This is a genomic window from Streptomyces sp. NPDC037290, from assembly GCF_055603245.1.
On the sequence record NZ_JBVJVZ010000006.1, the window covers coordinates 230,145 to 253,308 of the forward strand.

A 23,164-nucleotide genomic window follows, 5' to 3' on the forward strand; every position below is an offset into this window, starting at 1 on the left:
CCCTCCCCCCAGTACATGAGTTCGCACACCACGAAGGCCCGGATCCCTGGGGATCCGGGCCTTCGACTGCAGTAGCGGGGACAGGATTTGAACCTGCGACCTCTGGGTTATGAGCCCAGCGAGCTACCGAGCTGCTCCACCCCGCGCCGTTGCCTGGTAACCGTACCACGGCGCGGAACGGTGCTGATCACCCCTTTTTCCCGCTCCCGTTCTTGTCGCTGCCGTTCTTGTCGCTGCCGGACCGGCCGGCATTGGCCTGCGCGTCCTGGGCCCGCTTCAGCGCGTCCTTGAGGTCCTTCTGCGCCTTGTCGTACGCGGTCCAGTCCGGGCCGCCCTGCGCCTGCAGGGCCTTCTGCCCGGCGTCGAAGGCCTTCTGGGCGTCGCTCAGGGCCTGTTGGACGGTCGGGTTGGTGGACGTGGGCGGGCTGGTGGTGCCGGTGTTCGGTGGTGCGGTCGGACTCGCCACCCCGAACACGGCGTCGAGTGCCTCGTCCAGGGTGTCCTTGAAGGCGGTCTTGCCTCCGTAGGTGACCAGAACCTTCCTCAGCAACGGGTACTTCAGGGAGCCGCCACGGACGTAGACCGGCTCCACGTACAGCAGTCCGCCGTCGAGCGGCACCGTCAGCAGATTGCCGTACTCGACCTTCGAGTGCCCGCGGCTGAGCAGGCTGATGGTCTCGGCGATGTCCGACTCGGAGTTGAACTTGCTCTGTACCTGCTTGGGGCCGTCGACCGTCGTGCTCGTCGGCAGTTTCAGAACTCTGATCCTGCCGTAGTCACTGGTGCGCGGATCGGAGTCGACCGCCATGAACGCGCTGAGGTTGTCGCGGCCGTTCGGCGTGTACGTCGACGTCAGCGAGAACGCCTCCGTGCTCTGGTCCGGCATCTTCATGCTCAGGTAGTACGGCGGCACCGCGCTGCCCGAGTCGTTGGTCGGGTCGTCGGGCACCTGCCAGACCTCGCTGCCGGTGAGGAACGTCTGCGCGTCCGTCACGTGGTAGCGGGTGAGCAGCTCGCGCTGGACCTTGAACAGGTCCTGCGGATAGCGCAGATGGGCCATCAGGTTCTTGGAGATGGCCGTGCGCGGCTGCACCGTTCCGGGAAAGGCCTTCATCCAGGTCTTCAGCACCGGGTCCTTGGTGTCCCACTGGTAGAGCTTGACCTCGCCGGTGTACGCGTCGACGGTCGCCTTCACCGAGTTGCGGATGTAGTTGACCTGGTTCTGCTGGGCCACCACGGTGCGCGAGGTGTTGGTGGCGGTCAGCGAGTCGGCCGTCGTGTCGCCGAGGGTCGTACGGGAGGAGTACGGGTAGCCGTTGGACGTCGTGTACGCGTCGACGATCCACTGGATGTGGCCGTCCACGACCGCCGGGTAGGCGTCCCCGTCGATCGTCAGCCAGGGGGCGACCGCTTCGACGCGCTCCTTGGGCGTGCGGTTGTACAGGATCCGCGAACCCTTGCCGATCGCGCCCGAGTACAGGATCTGCGGTTCGTTGAACGCCACCGCGTAGGCGGCCCGGTTGATCGGGTTGTCGAGGTTGACCCCGCTCCTGCCGGTGTAACTGGTGGTCTTCTCACCCTTGTCGTCGGAGTAGTCGATCTCCTTCTGGGGACCGCCGACGATGGAGTAGGTGGTGGTCTTCTCGCCGTAGTAGATCTGCTGCTGGTACCTGGGCAGGTCGCCCTCGGACGGCAGGTCCTTCTCGGTGAAGACCGGCTGGCCGTCGGCGGCCTCGGTGCCCTTGGCGGCGACCACGCCGTAGCCGTGGGTGTAGCGGAAGTGGTCGTTGATCCAGTTGTTCTTCGGGACGCCGTCCAGGTTCAGCTCGCGCAGGCCGATGACCGTGTCCTGCTCCTTGCCGTCCTTGCCGGGGTACCGGTCGACGTCGAGGTTGGTCGGGAAGCCGTAGTAGTTGCGGATCTGCTGGAGCTGCTGGAACGTCGGCGAGACGACGTTCGGGTCCATGATGCGGATGCCGGCCGCGTCGCCGACCTGGTCGCGCAGCTTGGTCTTGTCCGCCGTGCCGGACGTGCCCGGGTACTCGGTGACCTTGGTGTCGTCGATGCCGTACGCCTCGCGGGTCGCCTTGAGGTTCTTCTGGACGTACGGGGCTTCCTTGGCCTGTTCGTTGGGCTGGACCTGGAACTTCTGCACGATCGCCGGGTACAGGCCGCCGATCAGGATCGCCGAGAGGACCATCAGGCCGAAGCCGATGACGGGCAGCTGCCAGGTGCGCCGCCACAGCGTGGCGAAGAACAGCAGCGCGCAGATGACGGCGATGCAGAACAGGATCGTCTTCGCCGGCAGATAGGCGTTGGCGTCGACGTAGCGCAGGCCGGCCCAGTTGTCCGTCGCCTTGAAGTCGCTGGACTTGACGGCGAGGCCGTACCGGTCGAGCCAGTAGGCGACGGCCTTCAGGGCGACGAAGATCCCGAGCAGCACCGACAGGTGCCCGGTCGCCGCGGCGGTGGCCCGGGCGCCGGGGCTGGTGACGCGCAGCCCGCCGTACAGGTAGTGCGTGAGCGCGGCGGCGATCAGGCACAGGATGGCGGCGGCGAATCCGAAGCCGAGCAGAAAGCGGTACCAGGGCAGATCGAAGGCGTAGAAGGACACGTCGAGGTGGAACTGGGGGTCCTTCTGGTGGAAGGGCACGCCGTTGACCCACATCAGCCAGGTCCGCCACTGGCCGGCCGCGGAGGCGCCGGCGATCAGCCCGACGAGCGCGGTGACGGCGAGCAGCAGCCACGTCTTGTACGGCGCGATGCCCATCCGGTAGCGGTCGAGGCTCTGCTGCTCCATGGACATGGCGCTCAGCGGGGGCCGCAACCGGTGCGCCAGCCAGATGTTGACCCCGACCGCGACCGCCATCAGCAGACCGAAGACGAAGAAGAGGCCGATCTTGGTCCAGAGGGTGATCGTGAACACCGACGAGTAGTGCACCGACCGGTACCACAGCCAGTCCGTCCAGAAGCCCGCGAACATGGTGAACGCCATGCCGAGGACGGCCAGCACGCCCAGTGTCATGAGCAGGGTCCTCGCCCGCCGGGACGGACGGCCCGCTCTGATCCGCGGCCCCGTCGGGCCTCCACCGCGGTCCGGCATCTGGAAAGCCAAGGTGCGCACCTCGAAGTTCGCTGTCGATCCGTCAGGCCCTCGTGTTCGCGGACCCTCGGTTGCCCCCCGTGATCGCGGGCCAACACCTATGCAACTTACTCAGGCACTGCTCGGTTCCCGATTCCGGCGGGGAACGAGGCAGGATTGTGACCATGTCCAACACTCCCATGGCAGCGAGCCCGCTCACCCGGGCCGTACTCGAGATCGACGAGTACGTCTCCGGCCTCGGCTGGGACCAGCCCGCTCGCCTCTTCGCCCTCGTCGACACCGCACGGCTGCGGGCCCAGGAACCCGCGCTCGCGGCCCAGCTGGGCCTTGAGGACGAGTCCGCCTCCGCCGGTCTCACCCCGATCGAGCAGGACGAGGTCCCGTCCGGCAAACCGCTGGACGAGTTCCTCGCCACCATCGCCTGGCCCGACGCGGTGGCCGGCTGCGCGCTCTCGGTGGAACGCCTCATGCTCCCGCCGTCCGCCGAGGCGCAGGTCCCGCAGAACCTGAGCGAGGCCAAGCTGGCCAGGTGGGTGGCCGAGCACCCCGAGCGCCAGGAGGTGCGCATGACGGTCGCGGTGCTGCGTGACGGTGGCCGTGAGTCGGCGCTGCGGCTGCGCGAGAAGGACTCCGCGACGGAGGTCCTGACGGGTCCGGAACTGGTGCCCGGCCTCGCGGAGGCCCTGGCGGCGACCTTCGAGGACTGATCCGGCCGCGTTCGGCACGGCGATGGGGGCGCCCCTGCCTCGGGGGCGCCCCCAGCCGTGTCACCGACGCGCGCGCGTGCCGCTCAGCCCTTGGTGGTGCACTTGGGCAGCGCCGCGGTGTTCCCGCTGCGGATGTCCTTCAGCGCGCCGAGGGCGTCCCCGATCGTCTTGACCTTCACCAGCCTGAGCCCGCCCGGGGTGTCCTTGGCGGCGGCCGCACAGTTGTCGGCGGGCGTCAGGAAGTACTGGGCGCCCTTCTCGCGTGCGCCGACGGTCTTCATCTCGATGCCGCCGATCGGCCCGACGGTGCCGTTGTCGTCGATGGTGCCGGTGCCGGCGACGAACTTTCCGCCGGTGAGGTTGCCCGGGGTGAGCTTGTCGTAAATGCCGAGGGCGAACATCAGGCCGGCGCTCGGCCCGCCCACGTCGGCGAGCTTGATGTCGATGCTGAACGGGAAGGTGTGGTCGGTCCCGGCGGAGATCCCGACGATGGCCCGCTTGGCCCCGCTGTCGTCGGAGGTGGTCGAGGTGATGGTGACGTCCTGGGTCTTCGTCGCCGTCCTGTGCACCTTCTCGGCGGCGGCCTGGTCCCTGGCGGGGACGACGGTGAAGACGACCTTCTGACCGGGCTTGTGCCTGGTGACGAGCTTGGCGACGTCGGAGGGCTGCTTCACGGCCGTACCGTCGACGGCCTTGATCACGTCGCCCGCGTGCAGCCTGCCCTCGGCCGGCGCGCCCTTGACCACGGTGGAGACGATCACCCAGGACTTCACCGAAATGCCCAGTTCCTTGAGGGCGGCCACCTTGGCGCTCTCCTGGGACTGGCTGAACTCCTCGGCGTTCTCCTGGGTGGACTGCTGCTCGGTCTTGCCGTCCGGGTAGAGCGTGTCGTGCGGCACGATCTTGCTGTCGTGCGCCAGCCAGCCGTAGACCGCCTCCACCAGGTTCATGCGGAAGTCCGCGCTGGTCACCCGGACGGTCGTCATGTTCAGGTTGCCGTCGGCCGGGTACGTCTTGTGTCCGGTGATCTGCAGCACCGGCTCGCCGTCGTGGTCGCCCAGCGTGTTCACGGTCGGGCCGGGGGACATCTCCGAGTACGGCACGGGGATGAGCACTCCCGCGCACAGGAGCGCGATCAGCATCAGGGTGGAGGCGAGCATCGTCGCGGTGCGGCGTGGCATGCCACGACAGTACGGGACGGCTCTGTCAGCGGACCGTCAGGGCACCCCGGTCAGGCGCCGCCGGTGCCTGTGTGTGACTTCTCCATGGCCTCACGGAACCGGGCGTAGCCGTCCAGTTCGGGGCCGTCGGCGCGCACCTTGCGGGTGCGGTTGGCCCAACTGCCCCACAGCCCGCCGCCGATCGCAGCCAAGAGCGGAATCAGCAGCCAGACAAGCGCCCCCATGCCGACCTCCCAACGCGACGAGCGTCCGCAACTGACTGATCAGCAGATTAACCATCCGTACTGACAACGCTCACGGGAGGGGGCCGGTTACGCAACTCGGATGGCGCAGATGCCACGAGTGACGGACGTCAGCAGGCGCCGACCCACTCCTCGGTGCCGTCCGAGAACGTCTGGTGCTTCCAGATGGGCACCTCGTGCTTGAGGTCGTCGATCAGCTTGCGGCAGGCGTCGAAGGCCTCGGCCCGGTGCGGACAGGCCACGCCGACGACCACGGCGAGATCACCGACCCGCAGGTCCCCCACGCGGTGCACCGCGGCCAGCGCCCGCACCGGGTACTCGGCCACGACCTTCTCGGCGATCCGCCGCATCTCGGCCTCGGCGCTGGGGTGGCTGGAGTACCCGAGGGCGTCCACGTCGGCGCCTCCGTCGTGGTTCCGCACCGTCCCCACGAACAGCGCGACGCCTCCGGCCGCGTCGTCCCCGACGGCCTGGAAGACCTCGTCCAGGGAGAGCGCGGTCTCCCGGACACCGATCAGCCTGATGGGGTCCTGCGCCGCCTGCTCACCGGGGTGCTCGTTCGCGTGTGCCATGCCATCCATCGTGCCGCACGCGTGTGACGCGCGGAAATACGAGATTCACCAGGCACGCGCGTGGGTCCCTTTGGATGCTCGTACGACGCGGCCGCCTCACCCGCCCAGGGGGCACCCTCACACGCGCCGACGAGCCTTCCGGGCCCGCCGGACCACAGCGGCGGCGCCCAGCAGGGCCACCGTCGCCCCCGCGGCCCCCGCGGCGGTGGCGTCCTTGCGCCCCAGCCGCCGCCCGGCGACCGTGTGCCGCCCGGAGACCTCCCCCAGCAGCTCCGCGAGCACCTCCTCGTTGGTCCACCCCGGCCGCCACCCGGCGTCGTGCAGCCGGCTCCCGCTGACCACCCAGGGGTACATCGTGTACGCCAGGTCCCCCGCCGGAGACGGGGTGAGCCCGATCCGGTGCAGCCGCGCGGCGGCGCCGAGCGCCACCGCCGACGGCAGCTCCATCCGCCGGATCCCGCTCAGCTCCTCGACCTCCTCCTGCTCCAGCCACCCGTCGCAGCCGACGGCCAGTTCCCCGTCGACCTTCTCCAGGACGGCGTACTCCAGAGCACTGCACAGGTCCTCGACGTGGCAGAACTGCCACGCGGGCCGCGACCCGGCGACGACGAGCAGCCGCGGCGACTCGAAGTACCGGGTCAGCGCGGTGTCCGTGCCGCCGACCAGCACCGCGGGCCGTACGACGGTGACGTTCAGCCCGGGATGCGCGCGCGGCGCGCGCCGCGCCAGCCGCTCGATCTCCAGCAGGTCCCCGACCCCGGTGGCCTCGGCGGTCGCGCGCAGCTCGGCGTCCTCCGAAAGGGGCAGCTCGTTGTCCGGCAGCGCGCCGTAGACCATCGCCGAGGTGCACAGCACGACCCGGTGCACGCCGGCCGCCGCGGCGGCGGTGAGGACGGTCTGTGTCCCCCGGACGTTGTAAGCGGTGCGAGCCGCCGGATCCGTTTCCAGGTCGAGGTCGAGCGCCAGGTGGACGACCACGTCGGCGCCCCGCAGCTTGTCCGCGATCGCGGGGTCGCGCACGTCGAGGATGTGCCACTGCGCGTCGGCGCACTCGCCGCGCCGCTCGTCGATGGCGACGACCTGCCTGATCTCCTCACAGGCGGCGAGCCGCTCGGTGAGCAGGGCACCGACCCCGGCCGCGGCGCCGGTGACCGCGACGACGGGTCCGCGCACGGTGGAGGGGCCTGAGGGGTTTCGCGCTGCGCGAACCTGTGGATCTGGGGAACTCACCGGGCGTCTCCAGTGGTTGTCTTCAGTACGGGCGCGAGTGACGCGTACGTACCAGGTGCATCCATCCTGCCGCAGGCCTTCCGTGGGCGAAGCACCGAGGCCCGATCGGGTCGGGGTGTCTACGCTGGGTGGTGTTGTCGGGCAGCCGCGCCGCCGGAGCGAAACCGGTGGCCTTACCAGCCGAGGAATCCCGTGAGTGACACCCCATTCGGTTTCGGCCTTCCGCCGGAGGAGCCGGAAGACGGCGACGAGGGCAAGAAGAAGGACCAGCAGAGCGGTGGTGGGCAGGGACCGGCCAACCCGTTCGGTTTCGGCGGCCTGCCCGGAGCCGGAGGCTTTGGCGGCCCCGGCGCCGACAATCCGCTCGCTGCCATGTTCGGGTCCCTGAACCCCACCGACCTGGGCGCAGCGTTCCAGCAGCTGGGCCAGATGCTGTCGTACGAGGGCGGCCCGGTGAACTGGGACATGGCCAAGCAGATCGCCCGCCAGACGGTCGCCCAGGGCACTTCGGACGGCACGAAGGACGCCAGCGTCGGTCCGGCCGAGCGCAGGGCGGTCGAGGAGGCCGTCCGCCTGGCCGACCTGTGGCTGGACGACGCCACGTCCCTGCCGTCGGGCTCCGCCTCGGCGGTGGCCTGGTCCCGCGCGGAGTGGGTCGAGGCGACCCTGCCCGCCTGGCAGGAGCTGGTCGACCCGGTCGCCGAGCGGGTCGGCGCGGCCATGGGTGACGTCCTGCCGGAGGAGATGCAGGCCATGGCGGGCCCGCTGATCGGCATGATGCGCTCGATGGGCGGCGCCATGTTCGGCACGCAGATCGGGCAGGCCGTCGGCGTGCTCGCGGGCGAGGTCGTCGGCTCCACCGACATCGGCCTGCCGCTCGGCCCGGCCGGCAGGGCGGCGCTCCTCCCGGCCAACGTGGAGGCCTTCGGCAAGGACCTCGGCGTGCCACAGGAGGAGGTGCGGCTGTACCTGGCGCTGCGCGAGGCGGCCCACCAGCGCCTGTTCGCGCACGTGCCGTGGCTGCGCTCGCACCTGTTCGGCGCGGTCGACGGGTACGCGCGCGGGATCAAGGTCGACACGGCCAAGCTGGAGGACGTGGTCGGCCAGTTCGACCCGCAGAACCCCGAGCAGCTGCAGGACGCGCTGCAGCAGGGCATGTTCCAGCCGGAGGACACCCCCGAACAGAAGGCCGCCCTGGCCCGTCTGGAGACCGCTCTGGCGCTCGTCGAGGGCTGGGTGGACGCGGTGGTCCACGCGGCCGCGAAGCCGCGCCTGGCGTCCGCGGACGCCCTGCGCGAGACCCTGCGCCGCCGCCGCGCCACGGGCGGCCCCGCGGAGCAGACGTTCGCCACGCTGATCGGTCTGGAGCTGCGCCCGCGCCGGCTGCGCGACGCCTCCCGCCTGTGGGCCTCGCTCACGGACGCGCGCGGGGTCGACGGCCGGGACGGCCTGTGGGCCCACCCGGACATGCTGCCGACGGCGAGCGACCTGGACGACCCGGACGGCTTCGTGCACCGCGAGCAGCTGGACTTCTCCGAGCTGGACAAGATGCTGGGCGAGGCGGCGGACGGCTCCGCCGGGAAGCCGGAAAAGGACGACGACTCCGAGTGACTCTGCACGGTGACGCGGTCCAGGTGCTGGAGAAGTACCAGGACCAGCAAGATCTTCGTCAGGTCTATCTGGACCACCTGGACGCTCATCCCGGCGGGATGTGGAAGGGCTGCAAGGACGGGCACATCACAGCCAGCGCTCTGGTGATCGACCCGGAGCGTGAGCGGGTCCTGCTCACGCTCCACCGGAAGCTGCGCATGTGGCTCCAGATGGGCGGGCACTGCGAGCAGAGCGACAGCACGCTCGCGGATGCCGCGCTCCGCGAGGCCACGGAGGAGTCCGGCATCTCCTCGCTGCGCCTGCTGCAGACCGCCCCGGTCCGTCTGGACCGGCACCTCACCCCCTGCGCCTGGCACCTGGACGTGCAGTATGCCGCCGTCGCCCCGCCCGGAGCCGTGGCGGCGATCAGCGACGAGTCACTGGACCTGCGCTGGTTCGCCTACGACGAGGTGGGGGACGTAGCCGACGAATCGGTTGTACGGCTGCTGGACGCGACACGCGCAATGCTCTGAACGTGTAAGGGGCGACCGCCCATACGGTCGCCCCTTACCTGTGCCTTCCGGACGGTCAGCTCCAGACGTTGCCCTGGTTCTGCCCGCGCGCCCCGTGCTGCCCCATGCCGAACTGGGCGGCGAGGCCCTGGCCGATCACCGCGTTCTGCGGCGGCAGCAGCTCGCTGGGCTGGACGAGCGCGAACCCGGAGCCCATGAAGCTCAGCTCCCAGCCCTCACCGGTGGTGCCGCGTCGGCGCCACACCCCGGAGGAGTGCGTCTGGGCCTGCATCTGCACACGCAGCCCGGTGGACCAGGCGACGATCGCGTCCGCGTCGCAGTTGACGTACCGGTCGGGCGTGACCTGCATCAGCAGCGGCGACCCGGAGGTCATCAGGGCGACCTTGCCACGCCCGGTGATGTTCAGCTGGTACTTCCCGGAGCCGGAGATGCCGTAGAGGCTGTCCACGGCGATGACCTCGTGGTGCAGCGAGGAGTCCATGGCGAGGACGTAGGAGCTGTCGACGGTCAGCCCGTCCTGCTCGACGTCCATGACGTGCACGTGCTGGCCGAGGTTGGCGAGGTACACCGTGCCCTGTCCGTGACAGCGCATCAGGTCCAGGCCCTCACCGGTGTACGCACGCGCGCGTGCCTGGCTGTTGCTGCGGTACTCGGCGTCGAACTCGACGAGTCCCTGGTAGGCGACCATGGTGCCCTTACGGGCCAGGATGTCGTCGTGGCCCTCCAGGGTGACGCGGAGCATCTGCTTGTTCTGCAGGCTCCAGCGCTCCTGCGTCTGGACGTCGTTGTGCGCGAAAAGCGGGCTCTGCATGACTTCCTGACTCCCCCTCAGCCCCGGATCCGGAGGCGGTCGGTGCTGTCCTCGCTGGGCTGGACGACGACGATGCCCTGGCCGGAGAAGGCCATCTGGTAGGCCTCGCCGCTGCCCCGGCCGATCAGCGACTGCGCCTTGAAGCTGCGCTTGCCCTTCACCTTCAGGTTCGGCGACCAGGCGACGAGCGCGTCCGGGTCGACGTAGGTCTCGTCCTCGCCGCCGCCGCAGTCGACGACGATCGGCTTGCCCCGGGAGGTCAGCGCCACCCAGCCCTGCCCGGAGATCTTCGTGTTCCACAGGCCCTGCCCGGCGAACTTCGCGAGGCCCTTGACCCGCTCCACGCCCCAGCTGAGATGGGCGTCGAAGGCGAGGAGGTTGGTGGCGTTGACGGAGATGCCGTCGCCGTTGAGATTGATCACCACCACGTTGGCGCCGTAGTCGGCAAGGTAGAGCAGGCCGTCGCCGGAGCACTTCATCAGGGGCGCGCCTTCGCCGGTGATCCAGTCACGGGCGATCTGGCGCACGGCGGGCGGGTTGGGCTCGTACGTGACGAACCCTTCGTAGGCGACCATCGAGCCCACGCGCGCGAGGAGGTCGTTTCCTGTCTGCATGGCGACCTTCAGCATGTGGTTGCCGTGGTTCTCCATGCGGGCGGTGACGGGTGCGGGGGCATAGCCCGCGAGCGGCTGGTTCATGACGGGCTCCCTCAGACCTCGTACGGCTGGACGACGATGAAGTTGCCGGGCGCGCCCCGGAACTGGAGGTTCACGCTCTCGCCGGTGTCGCCCGGGTAGGCGTTGCGGCGCATGCGGACCTGGCTGGAGACGATCACCTGGGAGGCGGCCGACCAGGCGACCACGGCGTTGCAGTCGGCGAAGGTGGTCGGCGTGACCGGCAGGACCACGGGCGTGCCGTGCGTCTTGACGACGATGGTTCCGGTGCCCTGGAACTGCATCGTGAACAGGGCGCCGCCGGGGATGCCGTGGCCCTCGATGCGGCGCACCTCGTACTGCAGGCTCTCGTCGAAGGCGAGGACGTTCTCGGCGGAGACGCAGATCGCGTCGCCCTGGAGCTCGACGGGGTGCAGGTGGGTGGAGTTCTCGGCGAGGAACACCTGCCCGTTGCCGGTGCAGCGCATCAGCTGCATCTCCTGGCCGGTGGCGTTGCCGACGATCCGTCCGGCGAAACCGGCGCCCTTGTAGCTGAAGTCGACCTTGCCCTGGTAGAGCACCATGCTGCCCTGCTTGGCCAGCACGGGCTGGCCGCCGATGCCGAGGTCGACGCGGATGAGTTTCTTGTTCTGCTGCGTCCAGCGCTGCCCGGTCGGCGTCTCCTTGAACGCCTGCAGCGCGGCCGTCACCCCGGCGCCGCCCTGCGGGGCGCCCTGCGGCACGCCGTAGCCGGCGGGCTGCTGGCCGGGGACCTGGCCGTAGCCCGGCGGCATGGGCGGGGTGGGCCCGCCGCCGTAGGAGGGCGGCTGCTGGCCGTAGCCCGGGGGCATCGACGCGGGCGGCTGACCGCCGTAGGACGGCTGCTGGGGCGGCTGGCCGTACGGCTGCTGCGGCGGCTGGCCGTAGGGCGCGGGGGCCGGGGCCGGTGGATGGACGGTGCCGCCGGCGGGCGGGGTCAGGGGGGCGATGACCGTGGGCGCGCCGTGCACGTCGGGCGCGGCGGGCGGCGGTGTGAAGGCCTGCGGCGGCGTGCCACCGGCGGGCGGGGCGAAGCCCTGTGCGGCGGGCTGCGGGGCGGGGGCCGGGGCGGGCGCCGGGGCCGGGGCGGGCGGGGCGGCGAACGTCGGCGGGGCCGTGGTCTGGGCGGGCGGGGCGAAACCGGGGGCGGCACCGGTCGAAGGCTGCGGCGGGGCGGCGGGCGCCTCCTCCTCCAGCACCTCGCCGCCGAAGTTCTTCAACAGCGCCTCCAGGCCGCCGTCGAAGCCCTGCCCGACCGCAGCGAACCGCCAGCCGTCCTTGAAGTACAAGTCACCGAGCATCACAGCCCGCTCGGTGGAGAACTCGGCGCCGGTGAAGGAATACCGCGCGACCTCCTCGCCACCCGCCACGATGCGCAGATAGCCGGGAGCGATCTGCGACATCTGCCCGGCGCCGTCGACGGTCGCCGTGAAGGACAGCTTGCGGATGTGCGACGGGATCCCGTCGAGCGTGACCCGGAACGACTCCGTGTCGCCCGCCTGGGCACCCAGCAGCTGGATGGACTCCTCGGGGGACTTCGGCTGGTTGAAGAAGATGAAATACCGGTCGTCCGAGAGGCGCTCGTCCGCGTCCAGACCGAAGCAGCTGATGTCGAAGGTGAGCCCGGGGGCGGTGATCTGCACACCTACGTACAGATCCGTGCCCGCCGTGAGGTCACTGATTCTGGCCTTGTGGCCGCGTTGGAATTCCCTGGCCATGCGTAACGACCGTCCCCCATCCCGAATGTGAGTGCGTCGCGCCAGGCTAACGGCAAAGTCCGACAGCGGACGCAGCCGGTACAGACCCGGTACACAACCGCGCCGAGAGGCGAGCGGACCGCGCTCGGCTCACTCCCCGCGCGCCCCCGGCACGTACGGCAGCCGCTCGGCGGCGACGACCCCCTCAAGGTAGCCCCGGGCCCGCTCGGTGCGCGGATACGCCTCCAGCAGCCGCCAGAAGTCTGGCCCGTGACCGGGGACCAGCAGATGGGCCAGCTCATGGCACAGGACGTAGTCGATGACGTACTCGGGCATGCCCTGCAGCCGGTGCGAGAGCCTGATGCTGCCCTCGGCCGGAGTGCACGAGCCCCAGCGGGTGTTCTGGTTGGTGACCCAGCGCACGGTGAGGGGACGCGCCCTGCCGTCGAAGTACTGCGCCGACAGCCGCTCGGCACGCTCGGCCAGCTCGGCGTCGCCGAGCACCCGCTTGCTCTCCTGGGCGGCGAGTTTGTCGAGCATCACGGTGATCCAGCGCTGCTCCTCCGCCTTCGACATCCGGGCGGGGATCAGTACGACGGTGCGATCGCCCTCGCGGTACGCGGAGACCGTCCGGCGGCGCCGGGAACTCCTGCGGACCTCGATCGCGCTCGCCCCCGAGCCGCCGGGCGGCTGGCTCGTCGTGCTGCGCTGTGGCTTTCCGGCGCGGTGCAGTGGGTCGGCGGGCACGCCCCGACGTTACCCGCTGGGCATGTCCAAAGTCCCGGCTCCGGAACGGTTCCGTGCCGATCCCCCACCATGCGTTTGATTCGTATGACTCCTACGACTGATCCGCACATCCGATTTGTGACTTTCCAGAAGAAATGAAGGACTTCGTCCAGCCGACTTGTATGACAAACATGCCCAGCCTGTGGATAACTCCCGGCACCCGATGGACGGACACGGCATGCTGACAGACGTCGGCGGAGCGTGACCGGCTTCACCGGCGGGGCGAGGTCCGTGGCGCTTTCCACGCACACGACGGATACAACCGAAAACGACGGATACGACGGATACGACGGATACAACGGACACGACAGGCACGACAGGCACAACGGATACGGGGGACAAGTCATGCATCCGGTGATGAAGCCCGCGCTGCGGCGCGGCTGGCGCGATCGCGAAACCGTGCAGTTCGGAATGACACCGGCACACGCCCTGACACTGGGACCGATGGACCCGGCAACGGCCGGCTTCCTGGACCTGCTCAACGGCACCCGCGGACTGCCGCTGCTGCGCGAGGAGGGCCACCGCATCGATCTGCCGGCCGACCGGGTCGACGCCCTGCTGGCACGGCTGACCCGCGCGGGCCTGGTCGACGACGCGCGCGGCGGCGGACCGGCCGCGGACGCCCTGCGCGCCAAGGAGAACGTCCTGCGGCGCCTGCGCCCCGACCTCGCCGCGCTGTCCCTGACCACGACCGAGCCGGGCGGCGCGCTCACCCGGCTCGCCGCCCGGCGCGCACTGCGCGTGCAGGTGCGAGGCGCGGGGCGGGTCGGCGCCGTCCTGGCGTCGGTGCTGTCGGGCGCCGGAGTCGGCGAGGTCGACGTGCGCGACGCGGGAAGCGTGGAACCGTGGGACATCGCCCCGGGCGGGCTGACCCCCGAGTCGCTCGGCGAGCGCCGCGACACGGCGGCGCGGGCCGCCGTACGCCGCGCGGCACCCGGCCGCCCACCCCGCCACCCCCACTCCCCCGGATCCGGCGCCCGGGACGCCGGACTCTCCCTGGTGATCCTCGCGCCCCGGGACGACGTGGCCGTGCACGCACCCGACCCGGCCGACGCCGAGCCGCTCATGGCCTCCGGAACGCCGCACCTGTACGCCGGCGTCGTCGAGGGCACCGGGGTCGTCGGACCGCTCGTCCTGCCCGGCGAGTCGGGCTGCGCCGGCTGCCTGCACCTCGACCGCGGCGACCGGGACCCGGCCTGGCCCCGGCTGACCGCCCAGTGGCGGTCCCCGAAGGCCCGCCGGGTCGGAGCCTGCGATCTGACACTGGCCACCGCGGTCGCCGGACTGGCCGCGGCGCACGCTCTGGCCTTCCTCGACGGGCAGTCACCGGGCAGCATGGGTACCCGCTGGGAAGCGTCCCTGCCCGGGCTGGACTGGTGCAGCCGACCGGTCCCGCCGCATCCGGCGTGCGGGTGTGGCGCGACGGAGAGAGGTAAGAAGGGGGAGCACTCCTCAACCGACGGCGCACCACGCGCGACAACGGCGGTGCAACGGCCGTCGGCGGAGCGACGACGCGAGCCAGGCGAGGCGCGGCCGACTGGGACTTGGAGGGCGCATGTCTGATCTTCCCCGGAAGGCGGTCACCCGGACCGCCAAGCTCGCCGCGCTCCCGCTCGGCTTCGCCGGCCGGGCGACCTGGGGGCTGGGCAAACGGATCGTGGGCGAGTCCGCGGAGATCGTCGGCCGGGAACTGCAACAGCGCACGGCGGAGCAGTTGTTCAAGGTGCTCGGCGAGCTGAAAGGCGGTGCGATGAAGTTCGGGCAGGCCCTGTCCGTCTTCGAGTCGGCACTGCCCGAGGAGATCGCCGGCCCCTACCGCACGGCCCTGACCAAGCTCCAGGAAGCGGCACCCCCCATGCCGACCCGCACGGTGCACGCGGTGCTCGATGAGCGGCTGGGCCCGGACTGGCGCGATCTGTTCGAGGAGTTCGAGGACAAACCGGCCGCGGCGGCCTCGATCGGACAGGTGCACCGGGCCGTGTGGCACGACGGCCGTGAGGTGGCGGTCAAGGTGCAGTACCCGGGCGCCGGCGAGGCACTCCTCTCCGACCTAGGACAACTGAGCCGCTTCGCCCGGCTGTTGGGGCCACTGATCCCCGGCATGGACATCAAGCCGCTCATCGCGGAGCTGAAGGACCGCGTCTCCGAGGAACTCGACTACGCCCTGGAGGCCCAGGCCCAGTCCGCCCACGCGGAGGAGTTCGCGGACGACCCGGACGTGGTGGTCCCGGCGGTGGTGCACCAGTGCGAGCAGGTCCTGGTGACCGAGTGGATCGACGGCATCCCGCTGTCGGAGGTGATCTCGGACGGCACCCAGGAGCAGCGCGACCGCGCCGGTCAGCTCCTGGCCCGCTTCCTCTTCTCGGGACCGGCTCGCACCGGCCTGCTCCACGCCGATCCGCATCCGGGCAACTTCCGGCTGCTGCCCGGCGGCCCGGCCGGCGAGGACGACTGGCGCCTGGGAGTCCTGGATTTCGGCACGGTCGACCGGCTGCCCGGAGGACTGCCTCTCCCGATCGGCACCTCCCTCCGCATGACGCTGGACGGCGAAGCCGAGTCGGTCTACGACATGCTCTGCACCGAAGGGTTCGTGAAGGAGTCCATAGAGCTGGACCCCGACGCGGTCCTCGACTACCTGCTGCCGATCATCGAACCGGCCCGGGTCGAGGCGTTCACCTTCACCCGCAGCTGGATGCGCAGCCAGGCGGCCCGCATCGCCGACCCCCGCTCCCCCGCCTACCAGCTGGGCAAGCGGCTCAACCTGCCGCCGGCCTATCTGCTGATCCACCGGGTGACCCTGAGCACGATCGGCGTCCTGTGCCAGCTGAGCGCCACGGTGCGCCTGCGGGAGGAACTGGAGGAGTGGCTGCCGGGGTTCACGCCTGACGAAGCCCTGGGCGAGGAGGAGCCGGCGGCGGAGGCTTGATCTGGGGTGCCTTGAGGTCGGGGGGGGGGTGGGGAGGGGGGAGGGGGGAGACCCCCAGGGAAAGCCCCCGAGGAAAGACTCACCACCACGCCGAATCCAGACGCCCCTCGATCGCCCGTAGGTTCTCCCTGGAGCAGGTGTCGCAGAAGTACTGGCGGATGCCGTTCTCCACGGAGCAGGTCCAGGTGGCCGGCGGGGCTCCGCCGGCGGGAGTGCCGCAGCGGGCGCACACGAGCACACGGCGCTCCGGAGTGGAGCCGCCCTGATCACTTCCTCCGGGAAGACTCGTCACCCGGCGACGATAACTCGGCCGGCGGCGGATCGCCGTGCACAACGCACCGCGGGGGCCGGTCCGTTCGGCCGGACCGGCCCCCGCGCAGAATGTTCCGCCTCCCGGACGGGCCGGGCGGCCACCGCTTCTGTCAGGTGTGATCGTTACTGCATGACCGCCATGGCGAGCGCGCGCCGGGCGCGCCGCGAGGCGCGCTCGGCCCGGCGCTGCATCCGCTGGGCGACCGCCAGGCGCACGGCCTGGCGTTGCCGCTCGGCCTCATGGAGTCGCTCGTGCATATGCGCACGAGCCAGGGCTTCTTGCATGAGTTGCATCTCTCGGGTCCTGTCCTGGCGCGCTTCGGTCGCGCCGGTGGTGGTGACGTCTTCGGTCGCGGAGCCTGCGGGCTCGCTGGTGGACGGCTTCATCGGGGCCTGCTTCTTGGGGTCGTGCGTGAGGGGGCGATCGATCGTTCCTGCGGTGTTCATGCCGTGACCGGGTTCTTCCGCGGGCGACCACGCGGCCGCTTCCGGGCGACGACGACACCCTGGACGAACAGCTCGCCGCCCCAGACGCCCCAGGGCTCGCGCCGCTCCTTGGCGCCGGCGAGGCAGGCCTCGATCAGCGGGCAGGTGCGGCAGAGGGACTTGGCGTACTCGACGTCCGCCGGCGACTCGGCGAAGAAGACCTCCGGGTCGTAGGAGCGGCAGGGGACGGGTACGCCGAGGTTCTCGATGGCGTCGTCGAGCGCGGTGAGCGCGGTGAGGGGGGTCAAGGTGGAGTCCTCCGTGAGGCCGGGCGGGGGGATCGTTTGCGAAGGCGGTACGGACGGGGCGTGCGCTTCGAGTTGCACGATTGGTCTTCCTCGTCTGGTCGTTCCGGCCGGTGGACCGGGTGTCGGCTTGGTACCGGGTTCTTTTCTTGTCCCGAGGCCCCTTCGCTCCGTCGTCCCCGTTTTGGGGAAAACAGAAGGGCCGCGGATCCCGGATGGGGTTCCGCGGCCCTGAAGGCGCCGGCCTGATCGGATCAGGCTGGATCACTCCAGGGTTTTGGCCCACGGAAGGCCCACATCAGGTGGTGCTGCGTCGTCTGCTTCCGGAATCCGGCACCGGCCACCGCAAAGGCATAGGCCTGCGCCTGTGCCTCTACCGCTTCCAGTGCCTTGGTCGGTCGCTCATTGCGCTCACGGACGGGAAGGCCCGCGGGAGCGAGGAAGGACGCCGGACGGTCGGCACGAATGCCGGACAGACCGGTGCCCTGGGAAGAGGCGCCGAGCATGCACAGGGAGACGGCCGAGCGATCGGTCAGTTTGGCCGTGCTGGTGGTGCTGGTGTTGATGCTGATCACTGGACTCGCCTCCTCTCGGCGTCTCAAGGACTGGGGTGAGCCAGTCCGTTCGGATATGCAAGTACAACACGGAATCGGGGCCTTCGAGAAGGCCGCTGCTTCCGTGCCTAGAACCTATGGGGATTGCTGGGGCATGCGCAAACTATTTTTTCGACGAGTTCGTATCAGTCGTCCTCGTCGGCTTCCCCAACGTCGTGACCTGCGCAGATGGCCAGGACGTCGGTGCCGTGGCTGCGCAGCTTGCGGTTGAGGACACCGGGGATGCGGGAGAGATCGGCCAGGCTCTCGGGGCGTGCCTCGGCGATGGCCATCAAGGTGCGGTCGGTGAAGACGCAGAAGTCCGGCTGTCCGCTGCGCTCGGCCTGGACGGCCCGCCACTGCCGCAGCCGTTCGTAGAGCCCTTCGTCCATGTCGGACGGGCAGTCCTCGCAGCGCATCAGCTTCATCTCGCCCGCCTCGGTGAGGGTGCGGCCGCAGACCCGGCAGCGGGCGGGGGTGCGCTGGGCGCGCCGGGGAACGGCGCCGCCGCCCCGGGTGGTCCCGCGCTCGACGCCTCCGGTGGTGCCGGTGCCGGTGTGGCCGACGGTGGCGGTGGTGCCGGGGCGCAGCCCGTCGAGGAAGCGGCTCGGTCTGCGGCTGGGGCGGCCGCCGGGTGAGCGGGACAGGGCCCAGGAGACATGGAGCCGTTCCCGCGCACGGGTGACGCCGACGTAGAGGAGCCGGCGTTCCTCCTCGATCTGCTCGTCGGTCCTGGCGTAGGTGATGGGCAGCATCCCTTCGGCGACGCCGACCAGGAAGACGACGTCCCACTCCAGGCCCTTGGCGGCGTGCAGGGAGGCGAGGGTGACGCCCTGGACGGTCGGGGCGTGCTGGGCGTTCGCGCGCTCGTCGAGTTCCGCCACGAAGTCGCCGAGGGTGGCGCCGGGCCGGGCGGCGGCGAGGTCATGGGCGAGGTTGACCAGGGCGGCGAGGGATTCCCAGCGTTCTCTGACGGCGCCGGAGCCGGCCGGGGGCTCGGTGGTCCAGCCTTCTCCGGACAGGACGGCTCGCACCTGGGAGGGCAGGTCCACCGCGTCGTCCAGCAGTGAGTCGTTGCCGCCAAAGCGGGCCGCGCCGCGCAGGGCGACGCCGGCCTTGCGCACCTCGGGCCGGTCGAAGAAGCGCTCGGCGCCGCGCAGCTGGTAGGGGACGCCGGCGTCGGCGAGGGCCCGCTCATAGGTCTCGGACTGGGCGTTCGTACGGAACAGGACGGCGATCTCGGCGGCCGGGACGCCCGCGTCGATCAGCTCGCGGATGCGGCGGGCGGCTCCTTCGGCCTCGGCGGGCTCGTCGGTGTACTCGGTGTGGACCGGCTCGGGGCCGGGGGCGCGCTGCGAGACGAGTTCCAGCCGGTGGTCGGCGGCGCGGCCACGGGCCTGGGCGAGCAGGCCGTTCGCGAGGCGGACCACCTGGGGGGTGGAGCGGTAGTCGCGGACGAGTTTGACGACGGTGGCGCCGGGGTGGCGGGTGCGGAAGTCGAGGAGATGGTCGGGCGTTGCGCCGGTGAACGAGTAGATGGTCTGGCTGGCGTCGCCGACGACGCACAGGTCGTCGCGGTCGCCGAGCCACAGGTCCAGCAGCCGCTGCTGCAGGGGGCTGACGTCCTGGTACTCGTCGACGACAAAGTGCTGGTACTGGGCGCGGACCTGTTCGGCGATGTCGTGCCGGTCCTGGAGGACGGCGACGGTCAGCAGCAGGACGTCTTCGAAGTCGATCACCGAGCGGTCGCGCTTGATGTCTTCGTAGGCGGCGTAGAGGTGGGCGATCTCGGCGGGGTCGCGTGGGGCCTCGCGGCCGGCCTTCGCGGCCGCGTACGCGTAGTCGGCGGGGACGGTCTGGGTGACCTTGGACCATTCGATCTCGGCGGTGACGTCCCGCAGCTCGCCCCGGTCGAGCCGGGTGCCGAGGCTCGCGGCCGCGTCGGCGACGAGCTGGATCTTGCGGTCGACCAGCCGGGGCATGCCGCCACCGATCGCTTTCGGCCAGAAGTACTGGAGCTGGCGCAGGGCGGCGGAGTGGAAGGTGCGGGCCTGGACGCCGTGGGCGCCGAGCTGGCGCAGCCGGCCGCGCATCTCTCCGGCGGCGCGGTTGGTGAAGGTGACGGCGAGCACGCTGGACGGCTGGAGGATGCCGGCCCGCACTCCGTAGGCGATGCGGTGGGTGATCGCCCGGGTCTTGCCCGTGCCCGCTCCGGCCAGGACGCACACCGGGCCGCGCAGGGCCGTGGCCACCGCGCGCTGCTCGGGGTCGAGCCCTTCGAGCACCGCGTCGGCCGAGTCCGGTGTCTGCGGGAAGAGGGTGGAGTGCGTTGCTGCTGTCACACCGCCATGCTGCCAGGTCGCCAGGGACTGCTGTGTCGGTTGTCCACAGGCGGACCCCTGCAGTCGTACTAATGCGGCAGGCGTCACAGCCGCCTGTGGATACCCGGGCGGGAATGACGTACGGCTCGCGTACGTTCTTCCCCCGGACGATTTTTCCACAGCCTGAGGAGCGCGAGAGACATGCAGGGGACTGTGACGATGTACAGCACGACTTGGTGCGGCTACTGCCGGCGGCTGAAGAGCCAGCTGGACCGGGAGGGCATCGCCTACACCGAGATCAACATCGAGCAGGACCCCGAGTCCGCCGCCTTCGTGGAGAAGGCGAATGGCGGAAACCAGACGGTTCCGACCGTCCGGGTGGTTCCCGCCGCTGGTGGCGGTGAAGTCGTGATGACGAACCCGAGCCTCGCCCAGGTGAAGCAGGCTCTCGCGGTCTGACGCTCCCCAGTGCTTCGGCCCTCTCTGGTCAAGGTCACCAGAGAGGGCCGCTCTGTATGGCGGGGTGGTGGGCAGCGGACCTCGCTGCCGTGCCGGCAGGCTTCGCCCTGCGGTCTCCCACAGCAGGGCGGTCCCTGATCGGATCAGGGGCCGCGCCCTGCTGTGGGTCAGACGAAGCTGCGCGTCGGCAGCGGCTTGCCGTACCACATCTCGATCAGGCGGGCCGCGATGGAGATGCCGTAGGGCGGCAGCACCGCACCGGACTCGAAGGCGTCGTGGAGTTCCTCGCGGGAGAACCAGCGGGCCTCGTGGATCTCGTCGCCGTCGACGTCGATCTCGGTCGAGGTGGCGTGGGCGATGAAGCCGAGCATCAGGCTGGACGGGAAGGGCCAGGGCTGGCTGGCCACGTACTCCACGGGGCCGACGGTCACGCCGACCTCCTCGGACACCTCGCGGCGCACGGCCTGCTCGATGGACTCCCCGGGTTCGACGAACCCGGCGAGCGTGGAGAAGCGGCCCTCGGGCCAGTGGACCTGGCGGCCGAGCAGGATGCGGTCGTCCTCGTCGGTGACGGCCATGATCACGGCCGGGTCGGTGCGCGGGTAGTGCTCGGCACCGCAGGCCGGGCAGCGGCGGATGTGGCCGGCGGCGGCGATGACCGTGCGCTCGCCGCAGCGGGAGCAGAAGCGGTGGGTGCGCTGCCAGTTCTCCAGGCCGACCGCGTGCACCATCAGTCCGGTGTCGCGCGGCGAGAGCAGCAGGCCCGCCTCCCGCAGCCCGGCGGGGCGCGCGGACTGGTCGATACGGCCGGGCAGCGAGTCCTTCTGGAGTGCGAAGTAGCTCACACCGTCCTCGTCGATACCGAGGAAGTAGCGGTGCGCCTCGGTGAGCGGGGCCTCGAAGGAGGGTGTCATGACGAGTTCGGTCCGGCCGTCGGGGGTCTCGTCGATGAGCACCTGGCCGCCGGAGACCACGAAGCAGCGGGTCGTGGGGTGGCTCCACGCCGCCGCGAGCCAGGCCTCGTCGAGGCGGTGGTGGGCGGCGCGGTCGATGCCGCTCGGCGCGGTCAGCGAGATGGGTCGATCGGCTGTTTCGTCGGTCCAGGTGGTGGTCACGGGTGCTTCCAACTCCCCCAGTGCAGCGGTTCGTTCGGCGGGCGGTTCGGCGGGACGTACGGCGGCGGGACACCGGGCGGGGTGCGGGCGGGGCGGCGGGCGGTCCTTCCAGTGTGCCCGCCCGCGGTGCCCTCCCTGCGGCGCCTGCCGGTCAGGGCGTGGGACGCCAGTGCTCGGCCAGGTCACCCCATAGGTAGGCGCTGGTCTCGACGCCCTTGAGGAGGAGGTCGAGCTCGACCTTTTCGTCGGGGGCGTGCCAGCCGTCGGAGGGTACGGAGATGCCCAGGAAGAGCACGGGGGCGCCGAGGACCTCCTGCAGGTCGGCGGCGGGTCCCGAGCCGCCCTCGCGGGTGAAGCGGACCGGCTTCTCGAAGGCGCGGCCCATGGCGCGGACCACGGACTGCAGTGCTGGGTGGTCGAGCGGGGTCAGGCACGGGCGCGTGGCGGCGCCGAAGTCGATCTCGCAGCGGATACCGGCGGGCACCTGCTCGGCGGCCCAGGCGCGGACGGCCTTCTCGACATGGTCGGGGTCCTGGCCCGCGACCAGCCGGAACGACAGCTTCACCATGGCCGAGGACGGGATGATGGTCTTGCTGCCGGGGCCCTGGTACCCGCCGCCGATGCCGTTGACCTCGGCGGTCGGGCGGGCCCAGATGCGTTCGAGGGTGCTGTGGCCGGCTTCGCCGTGGGTGGCGCGGGACTTGGCGGTGCCGAGCCAGCGCTCCTCGTCGAACGGCAGCTCGGCGAACAACTCGCGCTCGCGGTCGGTCAGTTCCACGATGCCGTCGTAGAAGCCGGGGACCGCCACGCGCGCGTGGTCGTCGTGCAGGGCGGCGACCAGGCGGGCGGCCGCGGTGGCCGGGTTGGGTACGGCACCGCCGAAGGAACCGGAGTGGATGTCCTGGTCGGGGCCGTACAGCCGGATCTCGCACTCGGCGAGGCCGCGCATGCCGGTGCAGACGGTCGGGGTGTCCTCGGACCACATGCCGGTGTCGGAGACGATCACGGCGTCGGCGGCGAGCCGCCCGGCGTGTTCCTCGACCAGGGCACGGAAGTGCGGGGAGCCGGACTCCTCCTCGCCCTCGATCAGCAGCTTCAGGTTGACCGCGGGGGCGGTGCGGCCGGTGGCGGCGAGGTGGGCGCGGACGCCGAGTGTGTGGAAGAACACCTGGCCCTTGTCGTCGGCCGCCCCGCGCGCGTAGAGCCGGTTTCCGCGGACGACCGGCTCGAACGGGTCGCTGTTCCAGCCGTCCTCGCGGGCGGCGGGCTGTACGTCGTGGTGGCCGTAGACGAGGACGGTGGGCGCCGAGGGGTCACCGGAGGGCCACTCGGCGAAGACGGCCGGGGCGCCGGGCGTCTGCCAGACCTCGGCGGTCGGGAAGCCGGTCTCCTTGAGCTTGGCGGCGAGCCAGTCGGCGCTGCGCCGTACGTCGGGCGCGTGATCGGGCCGGGCCGACACGGAGGGGATGCGCAGCCATGCGGCGAGGTCGTCGAGGAAGGCGGCGCGGTGCTGCTCGATGTACGTGCGGACGGCGCTGTCCGGGGTCTGGCTCATGCTCACGA

The 23,164-nt window shown here is 70.8% G+C and carries 22 protein-coding genes and 1 tRNA gene; 6 read left to right on the forward strand and 17 right to left on the reverse strand.

Annotated elements, in window-relative coordinates:
- Nucleotides 1-72: 72 nt before the first annotated feature.
- Both ACZ7HQ_RS22925 and ACZ7HQ_RS22930 read right to left on the reverse strand, forming a co-directional pair.
- Nucleotides 73-146, reverse strand: a tRNA-Met gene (locus ACZ7HQ_RS22925).
- Nucleotides 147-187: 41 nt separating this feature from the next.
- Nucleotides 188-3,103, reverse strand: coding sequence for a UPF0182 family membrane protein (locus ACZ7HQ_RS22930; protein WP_470993572.1), 2,916 nt, complete (start codon nucleotides 3,101-3,103; stop codon nucleotides 188-190).
- Nucleotides 3,104-3,267: 164 nt separating this feature from the next.
- On the opposite strand from ACZ7HQ_RS22930, the gene ACZ7HQ_RS22935 reads away from it, so the two are divergent.
- On the forward strand, nucleotides 3,268-3,810 hold the full coding sequence (locus tag ACZ7HQ_RS22935) for a PPA1309 family protein (RefSeq protein ID WP_470992849.1): 543 nt from the start codon (nucleotides 3,268-3,270) through the stop codon (nucleotides 3,808-3,810).
- 83 nt (nucleotides 3,811-3,893) lie between these two features.
- Here the strand turns inward: ACZ7HQ_RS22935 and ACZ7HQ_RS22940 are convergent, their stop codons facing one another.
- The 4 genes from ACZ7HQ_RS22940 to ACZ7HQ_RS22955 all read right to left on the reverse strand — a co-directional run bounded on the left by ACZ7HQ_RS22940 (nucleotide 3,894) and on the right by ACZ7HQ_RS22955 (nucleotide 7,035).
- Nucleotides 3,894-4,991 carry a YlbL family protein gene (locus tag ACZ7HQ_RS22940; protein ID WP_470992852.1) on the reverse strand — a complete coding sequence of 366 codons (1,098 nt, stop codon included), beginning with the start codon at nucleotides 4,989-4,991 and terminating at the stop codon, nucleotides 3,894-3,896.
- Between the two features lie 50 nt (nucleotides 4,992-5,041).
- Nucleotides 5,042-5,215: a hypothetical protein gene (locus tag ACZ7HQ_RS22945; RefSeq protein ID WP_470992855.1), complete on the reverse strand. Its 174-nt coding sequence runs from the start codon at nucleotides 5,213-5,215 to the stop codon at nucleotides 5,042-5,044.
- Between the two features lie 128 nt (nucleotides 5,216-5,343).
- Entirely contained in the window at nucleotides 5,344-5,805 is a 462-nt protein-coding gene (locus ACZ7HQ_RS22950) for a molybdenum cofactor biosynthesis protein MoaE (RefSeq protein WP_470992858.1), read from the reverse strand.
- A gap of 117 nt (nucleotides 5,806-5,922) precedes the next feature.
- The gene (locus tag ACZ7HQ_RS22955) at nucleotides 5,923-7,035 is read right to left on the reverse strand and encodes an SDR family oxidoreductase (protein ID WP_470992861.1); all 1,113 of its coding nucleotides are present in this window, start codon (nucleotides 7,033-7,035) and stop codon (nucleotides 5,923-5,925) included.
- 192 nt (nucleotides 7,036-7,227) lie between these two features.
- Between ACZ7HQ_RS22955 and ACZ7HQ_RS22960 the strand changes: the two genes are divergently transcribed.
- Both ACZ7HQ_RS22960 and ACZ7HQ_RS22965 read left to right on the forward strand, forming a co-directional pair.
- Nucleotides 7,228-8,646 (forward strand): zinc-dependent metalloprotease, encoded by a 1,419-nt coding sequence (locus tag ACZ7HQ_RS22960; RefSeq protein WP_470992864.1) that lies wholly within the window; start codon nucleotides 7,228-7,230, stop codon nucleotides 8,644-8,646.
- Nucleotides 8,643-9,158, forward strand: a complete 516-nt coding sequence (locus tag ACZ7HQ_RS22965; protein ID WP_470992867.1) for an NUDIX hydrolase — start codon at nucleotides 8,643-8,645, stop codon at nucleotides 9,156-9,158. Before ACZ7HQ_RS22960 ends, ACZ7HQ_RS22965 begins: the two co-directional genes overlap by 4 nt.
- A gap of 55 nt (nucleotides 9,159-9,213) precedes the next feature.
- On the opposite strand, the gene ACZ7HQ_RS22970 is transcribed toward ACZ7HQ_RS22965, so the two are convergent.
- From ACZ7HQ_RS22970 to ACZ7HQ_RS22985, 4 genes are all read right to left on the reverse strand, one after another.
- Nucleotides 9,214-9,969, reverse strand: coding sequence for an AIM24 family protein (locus tag ACZ7HQ_RS22970; RefSeq protein ID WP_470992870.1), 756 nt, complete (start codon nucleotides 9,967-9,969; stop codon nucleotides 9,214-9,216).
- 17 nt (nucleotides 9,970-9,986) lie between these two features.
- Nucleotides 9,987-10,667: an AIM24 family protein gene (locus tag ACZ7HQ_RS22975; RefSeq protein ID WP_451351858.1), complete on the reverse strand. Its 681-nt coding sequence runs from the start codon at nucleotides 10,665-10,667 to the stop codon at nucleotides 9,987-9,989.
- 11 nt (nucleotides 10,668-10,678) lie between these two features.
- The gene (locus ACZ7HQ_RS22980) at nucleotides 10,679-12,379 is read right to left on the reverse strand and encodes a TerD family protein (protein WP_470992873.1); all 1,701 of its coding nucleotides are present in this window, start codon (nucleotides 12,377-12,379) and stop codon (nucleotides 10,679-10,681) included.
- A 129-nt stretch (nucleotides 12,380-12,508) separates the two neighbouring features.
- Nucleotides 12,509-13,105, reverse strand: a complete 597-nt coding sequence (locus tag ACZ7HQ_RS22985; RefSeq protein WP_470992876.1) for a M48 metallopeptidase family protein — start codon at nucleotides 13,103-13,105, stop codon at nucleotides 12,509-12,511.
- 384 nt (nucleotides 13,106-13,489) lie between these two features.
- Here ACZ7HQ_RS22985 and ACZ7HQ_RS22990 point away from each other — a divergent pair, with 384 nt between their 5' ends.
- Together ACZ7HQ_RS22990 and ACZ7HQ_RS22995 are read left to right on the forward strand one after the other, a co-directional pair.
- Complete coding sequence (locus ACZ7HQ_RS22990; RefSeq protein ID WP_470992879.1) at nucleotides 13,490-14,707, forward strand: ThiF family adenylyltransferase; 1,218 nt, start codon at nucleotides 13,490-13,492, stop codon at nucleotides 14,705-14,707.
- Nucleotides 14,700-16,070 (forward strand): ABC1 kinase family protein, encoded by a 1,371-nt coding sequence (locus ACZ7HQ_RS22995; RefSeq protein ID WP_470992882.1) that lies wholly within the window; start codon nucleotides 14,700-14,702, stop codon nucleotides 16,068-16,070. The genes ACZ7HQ_RS22990 and ACZ7HQ_RS22995 overlap by 8 nt, the downstream gene beginning before the upstream one ends.
- A 79-nt stretch (nucleotides 16,071-16,149) precedes the next feature.
- Here ACZ7HQ_RS22995 and ACZ7HQ_RS23000 read toward each other — a convergent pair whose 3' ends face one another.
- The 5 genes from ACZ7HQ_RS23000 to ACZ7HQ_RS23020 form a co-directional block, all read right to left on the reverse strand.
- The gene (locus ACZ7HQ_RS23000) at nucleotides 16,150-16,362 is read right to left on the reverse strand and encodes a hypothetical protein (protein WP_470992885.1); all 213 of its coding nucleotides are present in this window, start codon (nucleotides 16,360-16,362) and stop codon (nucleotides 16,150-16,152) included.
- A 143-nt stretch (nucleotides 16,363-16,505) separates the two neighbouring features.
- Nucleotides 16,506-16,829: a hypothetical protein gene (locus ACZ7HQ_RS23005; protein ID WP_470992888.1), complete on the reverse strand. Its 324-nt coding sequence runs from the start codon at nucleotides 16,827-16,829 to the stop codon at nucleotides 16,506-16,508.
- Nucleotides 16,826-17,194 carry a WhiB family transcriptional regulator gene (locus tag ACZ7HQ_RS23010; protein ID WP_023546912.1) on the reverse strand — a complete coding sequence of 123 codons (369 nt, stop codon included), beginning with the start codon at nucleotides 17,192-17,194 and terminating at the stop codon, nucleotides 16,826-16,828. Before ACZ7HQ_RS23010 ends, ACZ7HQ_RS23005 begins: the two co-directional genes overlap by 4 nt.
- A gap of 173 nt (nucleotides 17,195-17,367) precedes the next feature.
- A complete protein-coding gene (locus ACZ7HQ_RS23015) occupies nucleotides 17,368-17,688 on the reverse strand; it encodes a hypothetical protein (protein ID WP_470992891.1) in 321 nt (106 codons plus the stop codon).
- Between the two features lie 164 nt (nucleotides 17,689-17,852).
- Nucleotides 17,853-20,048 (reverse strand): ATP-dependent DNA helicase UvrD2, encoded by a 2,196-nt coding sequence (locus ACZ7HQ_RS23020; protein WP_470992894.1) that lies wholly within the window; start codon nucleotides 20,046-20,048, stop codon nucleotides 17,853-17,855.
- A gap of 180 nt (nucleotides 20,049-20,228) precedes the next feature.
- On the opposite strand from ACZ7HQ_RS23020, the gene ACZ7HQ_RS23025 reads away from it, so the two are divergent.
- Nucleotides 20,229-20,486: a mycoredoxin gene (locus ACZ7HQ_RS23025; RefSeq protein WP_470992897.1), complete on the forward strand. Its 258-nt coding sequence runs from the start codon at nucleotides 20,229-20,231 to the stop codon at nucleotides 20,484-20,486.
- 167 nt (nucleotides 20,487-20,653) lie between these two features.
- On the opposite strand, the gene nudC is transcribed toward ACZ7HQ_RS23025, so the two are convergent.
- A complete protein-coding gene (gene nudC, locus ACZ7HQ_RS23030; protein WP_470992900.1) occupies nucleotides 20,654-21,613 on the reverse strand; it encodes an NAD(+) diphosphatase in 960 nt (319 codons plus the stop codon).
- A 139-nt stretch (nucleotides 21,614-21,752) separates the two neighbouring features.
- Nucleotides 21,753-23,156, reverse strand: coding sequence for a dipeptidase (locus ACZ7HQ_RS23035; RefSeq protein ID WP_470992903.1), 1,404 nt, complete (start codon nucleotides 23,154-23,156; stop codon nucleotides 21,753-21,755).
- Between the last annotated feature and the right edge of the window lie 8 nt (nucleotides 23,157-23,164).

Excerpts from the sequence above, each read along its gene's own strand:
- ACZ7HQ_RS22930 (WP_470993572.1), bottom strand. The coding sequence starts at position 3,103 with ATGCCGGACCGCGGTGGAGGCCCGACGGGGCCGCGGATCAGAGCGGGC.
- ACZ7HQ_RS22935 (WP_470992849.1), top strand. The coding sequence starts at position 3,268 with ATGTCCAACACTCCCATGGCAGCGAGCCCGCTCACCCGGGCCGTACTC.
- ACZ7HQ_RS22940 (WP_470992852.1), bottom strand. The coding sequence starts at position 4,991 with ATGCCACGCCGCACCGCGACGATGCTCGCCTCCACCCTGATGCTGATC.
- ACZ7HQ_RS22945 (WP_470992855.1), bottom strand. The coding sequence starts at position 5,215 with ATGGGGGCGCTTGTCTGGCTGCTGATTCCGCTCTTGGCTGCGATCGGC.
- ACZ7HQ_RS22950 (WP_470992858.1), bottom strand. The coding sequence starts at position 5,805 with ATGGCACACGCGAACGAGCACCCCGGTGAGCAGGCGGCGCAGGACCCC.
- ACZ7HQ_RS22970 (WP_470992870.1), bottom strand. The coding sequence starts at position 9,969 with ATGCAGAGCCCGCTTTTCGCGCACAACGACGTCCAGACGCAGGAGCGC.
- ACZ7HQ_RS22975 (WP_451351858.1), bottom strand. The coding sequence starts at position 10,667 with ATGAACCAGCCGCTCGCGGGCTATGCCCCCGCACCCGTCACCGCCCGC.
- ACZ7HQ_RS22980 (WP_470992873.1), bottom strand. The coding sequence starts at position 12,379 with ATGGCCAGGGAATTCCAACGCGGCCACAAGGCCAGAATCAGTGACCTC.
- ACZ7HQ_RS22990 (WP_470992879.1), top strand. The coding sequence starts at position 13,490 with ATGCATCCGGTGATGAAGCCCGCGCTGCGGCGCGGCTGGCGCGATCGC.
- ACZ7HQ_RS22995 (WP_470992882.1), top strand. The coding sequence starts at position 14,700 with ATGTCTGATCTTCCCCGGAAGGCGGTCACCCGGACCGCCAAGCTCGCC.
- ACZ7HQ_RS23005 (WP_470992888.1), bottom strand. The coding sequence starts at position 16,829 with ATGAACACCGCAGGAACGATCGATCGCCCCCTCACGCACGACCCCAAG.
- ACZ7HQ_RS23025 (WP_470992897.1), top strand. The coding sequence starts at position 20,229 with ATGCAGGGGACTGTGACGATGTACAGCACGACTTGGTGCGGCTACTGC.
- ACZ7HQ_RS23035 (WP_470992903.1), bottom strand. The coding sequence starts at position 23,156 with ATGAGCCAGACCCCGGACAGCGCCGTCCGCACGTACATCGAGCAGCAC.